This is a genomic window from Tepidiforma sp., assembly GCF_034433535.1.
Taxonomy (GTDB): Bacteria; Chloroflexota; Dehalococcoidia; order Tepidiformales; family Tepidiformaceae; genus Tepidiforma.
The window spans coordinates 1-4,906 of sequence record NZ_DAOUAO010000141.1 but is presented as its reverse complement, the minus strand read 5'-3'; the positions used below and the strand labels follow the sequence as shown (position 1 = coordinate 4,906).

The following is a 4,906-nucleotide window of genomic DNA, read 5'->3' as shown; positions in this document are numbered from 1 at the left end:
TACCTCGACCGCGACATCCCGCACACCACGGTCGATGCGCTCTTCCCCCGCAACGTCCGCTTCCACCGCTCCGTCGAGGACTCGAAGAAGCTCAACAACCTCCCCGGCCCGCGCATCATCATCGCCGCAAGCGGCATGCTGACTGGCGGTCGCGTCCTCCACCACCTCCAGCGCCTCGCCCCCGACCCGCGCAACCTCATCTGCCTCGTCGGCTACCAGGCGGCCGGGACCCGCGGTCGGGCCCTCCTCGAAGGCGCCCGCACCGTCCGCATGTTCGGGATCGACGTGCCCGTGAACGCCCGCGTCGCCGTCCTCCACGGGCTCTCCGCCCACGCCGACCGCGACGAGCTCATCCGCTGGGTCGAATCCGCGCCAGCGCCGCCCCGCCGCATCCTCCTCGTGCACGGCGAACCTGCCGCCTCCGCGGCCCTTGCCGAAGCCCTCCGCGCCCGCTTCCCCTCCGAGGTGCGCATCCCCGCCCTCGGCGAAACGATCGAGCTCTAGCCCTCGCCCCGCTCGCGGAAGTTCAGGTAATACCTGCTCGGCGTTGGCCCTTCCTGCCCCTGGTACTTGCTGCCCGCCTCCTTCGAGCCATACGGGAACTCCGCCGGCTCCGTCAGCCGCAGGAACGAAATCTGCGAAACCTTCATTCGGTAGTACAGCGCGATCGGCAGATTCGCCACGTTCGAAAGCTCGAGCGTCAGCGCCCCGTTCCAGCCCGGGTCCACGTATCCCGCCGTCGAATGCACGAGCAGGCCCAGCCGCCCCAGCGAGGACTTGCCCTCCAGCCGCCCCACGATGAAGTCCGGCAGCTTAACCCGCTCGTACGTCACCGCCAGCGCGAACTCGCCCGGGTGCAGGATAAACGGCTCATCGTCGCCAATCGTCACCAGCTCCGTCAGGTCCGGGTACTCCCGCTTCACATCGATGAACGGCACCTTCGAATTACGGAACACCCGGAACTGCCGCCCCAGCCGCAGGTCCACGCTCGCCGGCTGGATCGCATCCTCGCCCAGCGGATCGATTTCGATGTTACCCGCCGCAATCTCGCGGCGAATCGTGCGATCACTCAGGACCATCCCGGCTACCCCCGGCGGATTCTGCCAAAGGATAGGGCCGCCGCTCGTATGGGGCTCGTGCACTTCGCCCCGGGACCCATTTCTGCGCTAATCTCCCGCCACATCGACCAGCAGGAAGCCGCTATGGCCCCCTTCGGCCAGCTCCCCCGCCTCACCTCCCGCGTCGACCCCGCCGCGCCCGGGTTCCGCGCCAACCGCGACCACAACCTCGCACTCGTCGCCGACCTCCGCGCCCGCCTCGACCGCGTCGCCCGCGGCGGCGACGATGCCGCCATCGAGCGCCACCGCCAGCGCGGCAAGCTCCTCGCCCGTGAACGCATCCAGCGCCTCATCGACCCGGCCACCACCTTCCTCGAATTTAGCCCCCTCGCCGCCGATGGCCTCTACGAAGACGACGTGCCCGCTGCCGGCATCGTCACCGGCATCGGCCTCGTCCACCGCCGCCCGTGCGTCATCATCGCCAACGATGCCACCGTCAAGGGCGGCACCTACTACCCCGTGACCGTCAAGAAACACCTCCGCGCCCAGGAGATCGCCGAGGAGAACCGCCTCCCCTGCATCTACCTCGTCGATTCCGGCGGTGCCTTCCTGCCCCTCCAGCACGATGTCTTCCCCGATAAGCACCACTTCGGCCGCATCTTCTACAACCAGGCCCGCATGAGCGCCCTCGGCATCCCCCAGCTCGCCGCCGTCATGGGTTCGTGCACCGCCGGCGGCGCCTACATCCCGGCCATGAGCGATGAAACCATCATCGTCCGGGGCACCGGCACCATCTTCCTCGGCGGCCCCCCGCTCGTCCGCGCCGCCACCGGCGAAATCACCACCCCCGAGGAGCTCGGTGGCGCCGATGTCCACACCCGCATCTCCGGCGTCGCCGATCACCTCGCCATCGACGACGCCCATGCCCTCGCTACCCTCCGCGATATCGTCGCGACGCTCCCGATGCCGCCGGTGCCGCCGTGGGATGTCGCCCCGCCCGAGCCCCCCGCCTACCCCGCCGACGACCTCCTCGGCATCGTCCCGCCCGATTTCCGCCAGGCCTTCGATGTCCGCGAAGTCATCGCCCGCATCGTCGATGGCTCCCGCTTCCATGAATTCAAGGCGCGCTACGGGCCCACCCTCGTCTGCGGGTTCGCCCGCATCGAAGGCCACCCGGTGGGCATCCTCGCCAACAACGGCATCCTCTTCTCCGAGTCCGCCCTCAAGGGCGCCCACTTCATCGAACTCTGCGCCGCCCGCGGCATCCCCATCGTCTTCCTCCAGAACATCACCGGCTTCATGGTCGGCCGCCAGTACGAAAACGCCGGCATCGCCAAAGACGGCGCCAAGATGGTCACCGCCGTCGCCTGCGCCGCCGTGCCGAAGTTCACCGTCATCATCGGCGGCTCCTTCGGCGCCGGGAACTACGCCATGTGCGGCCGCGCCTACGGCCCTCGCCAGCTCTGGATGTGGCCGAACGCCCGCATCTCCGTCATGGGCGGCGAACAGGCCGCTTCCGTTCTCCTGCAGGTCCGCCTCGACCGCGGCGAAACGCTTACCCCCGAGGAGCAGGAGCAGTTCAAGCGTCCTACCATCGAACGCTACGAAGCCGAGGGCTCGCCCTACTTCTCGACCGCCCGCCTCTGGGACGACGGCGTCATCGACCCCCGCGACACGCGCCGCGTGCTCGCCATGGGGCTCCAGGCGGCGGCCTGCGCCCCCGCCGAACCGACCCGCTTCGGCACCTTCCGCATGTGACCCGGCCGGCCGAATCCTCGACCAGGAAAGACGTCTGAACCGATGGAACCCGGCGGCGCCGGCCGTCGTTTCTTCCACCGAGCACACTCGCTCTCCGGAGGACCTGTGTCTTCGAACGCGCGTATCCGCCAGCCCGGCCCGCTCGGCTGGGTAATCGCCCTCGTTGCCGCTGTCGCCCTCTTCGCAGCCGGTACGCTCGTCGGCCGCGCCATCTCCGACGACAGCGCCGACACTCCCCCCACCGACCTCCCCGCCTCCGGCGGCCAGGCCGCCGGCAGTGGCAGCACGGCCCGCCCGGTCAGCCGGCCCGGCGTTCCCACGCCCACCCTCGGCGGCGCCGGCGCTCCCGGCCGCGAAGCCACTGACGCCGTTGCCCCGAAGGGCGGCGCCATGCCCGCCTACGGCTGCGTGGCACCCCTCCCCGATGGCGTCATCGGCAGCGACACCATCTCCCTCGCTGCCGCCGGCATCACCCCGCGCGTCCCACGTTCCGGCTTCCAGCTAACCGGCCTTAACCTCGGCAGCACTTCCGGCTGCACGCAGGACGGCCAGCCCGAAGGCGACGCCCGGCCGGCCCTCAGCACCTCGTGGCGCCACGCCGCCACCGGCCTCGAGGTCTACCTTACCCAGTCACCCTCCAGCGACCCCGTCGCCCCAGTCCTTCGCCAGGATGGCGCAACCTTCGCCGCCCTCGGCTACCGCTTCGACGCCTGGGTCAACGCCTACCCGGTCCGCCCGCTCGAAGGCCCCGCCACTGATACCCCCGCCATCGCCGTCAACGCCGCCGACCCCCGCGCCGCCGAGGTGCTGCGCGACCTGATCACCCAGGTCGCCCCTGGCTTCGACCAGCAGTGCTTCTGGAAGGTCCGCGACGGCGATTGGGCCGACCTCGCCGCCGCCGGCGTCGGCGACCCCCGCCCGGCCATCCCCTCCGGCCTCAGCATCAGCGAACTCCACGTCTCCGCCTTCGAGCCCCCGGCCGCTGGCTGCGATCGCTCCGTCACTCCGCTCGAGGGCTTCGGCCTCTACGCCTCCTGGTCCTCCGCCGACGGCGCAATCCAGCTCGCCGTCTCCGTCTCCGGCCTGCCCGCCGGCGCCATGGTCGATTACCCCGGCTACCTCGACCAGTACGGCGCCTCCTGGACCTCCGGCACCCTCCAGTTCTCCATCTGGTACGCGAGCAAGGAAGCCGGCGATGTCGACCTCCTGCGCGCCATCGCGAAAGCCCTCGACCCGTCCTTCGATGACGCCTGCTTCGCCCGCCAGGTCACCCTTCAGCCGTCCGACCTCGCCGCCATCGGCTTCCGCCAGCCCCGGGCCCCCGAAGGCTACGCCCTGGTCGCCTCCTCGCTGACCTCGACCGACATCGCACCCGGCTGTGCGCGCCCCGCCGGCTTCGAGCGCTCCATCGACCTCTCTTGGACCTTCCAGCGCGGCCCGGACACCATCTCCGTCTACGTCAACCGGTACGAGGGCAGCACCGGGATGACGCCCGGCGGCACCATTTCGGACTACGGCCTGTACTGGACCGCTGCCAACGGCACCAGCTACAGCGTCAACGGCAGCTCCACCGGCGTCTCCGGCCTCGTCTCCCGCGATGACCTCATCGCCGTCGCCACCAGCCTCGACCCCACGCTCGATGTCTCGAAGCTCAGCGAAGAAAAGGGCGGCGCCGTCCCGCCGCAGCCCGCGCCCGAACGCGCCAACTGAGGCGAACTACCCGCCCGTTCCGCGCCGGGGGAGTCCTGCGACTCCCCCGGTGGCCTTTCGCCAGCTATCCGCCCGGCGCCAGCCGCACCAGCACCGCCCCAGCCGCCACGCTCTCCCCCGGCGCCACGCACACCTCCGCGACCGTCCCGCTGATGTCGGCGCGCACCGGGTGCTCCATCTTCATCGCGTGGATGACCGCCAGCACCTGGCCCTCAGTCACCCGGTCGCCCTCCCGCACCTCCACCGCTGCCACGGTTCCCGCCAGCGGCGCCGTGGCGATGCCGGCCCCGCCCTCCTCCCCCGCGTCGGCCCCCCGGGGAATCTCCGGCAGCTCCGGCCAGAAGCTCCACCGTGCCCCGTCCGCCCCCGAGACGACCAGC

5 protein-coding genes are annotated in these 4,906 nt (G+C 70.8%); 3 read left to right on the top strand and 2 right to left on the bottom strand.

Annotated features, from left to right (window positions below; genetic code table 11):
- A partial coding sequence (locus VAE46_RS07790) for an MBL fold metallo-hydrolase (protein ID WP_322796362.1) occupies positions 1-504 on the top strand: 504 nt, incomplete at its 5' end.
- On the opposite strand, the gene dcd is transcribed toward VAE46_RS07790, so the two are convergent.
- Positions 501-1,079, bottom strand: coding sequence for a dCTP deaminase (gene dcd / locus VAE46_RS07785; RefSeq protein WP_322796361.1), 579 nt, complete (start codon positions 1,077-1,079; stop codon positions 501-503). The two genes, VAE46_RS07790 and dcd, sit on opposite strands and share 4 nt — an antisense overlap.
- Positions 1,080-1,202: 123 nt before the next feature.
- Here dcd and VAE46_RS07780 point away from each other — a divergent pair, with 123 nt between their 5' ends.
- Both VAE46_RS07780 and VAE46_RS07775 read left to right on the top strand, forming a co-directional pair.
- A complete protein-coding gene (locus VAE46_RS07780; RefSeq protein WP_416223953.1) occupies positions 1,203-2,816 on the top strand; it encodes a carboxyl transferase domain-containing protein in 1,614 nt (537 codons plus the stop codon).
- 105 nt (positions 2,817-2,921) lie between these two features.
- Positions 2,922-4,526, top strand: coding sequence for a hypothetical protein (locus VAE46_RS07775; protein ID WP_322796359.1), 1,605 nt, complete (start codon positions 2,922-2,924; stop codon positions 4,524-4,526).
- 64 nt (positions 4,527-4,590) lie between these two features.
- Here the strand turns inward: VAE46_RS07775 and VAE46_RS07770 are convergent.
- Positions 4,591-4,906, bottom strand: a 316-nt coding sequence (locus VAE46_RS07770) for an acetyl-CoA carboxylase biotin carboxyl carrier protein subunit (RefSeq protein WP_322796358.1), incomplete at its 5' end; no start/stop codon positions are given.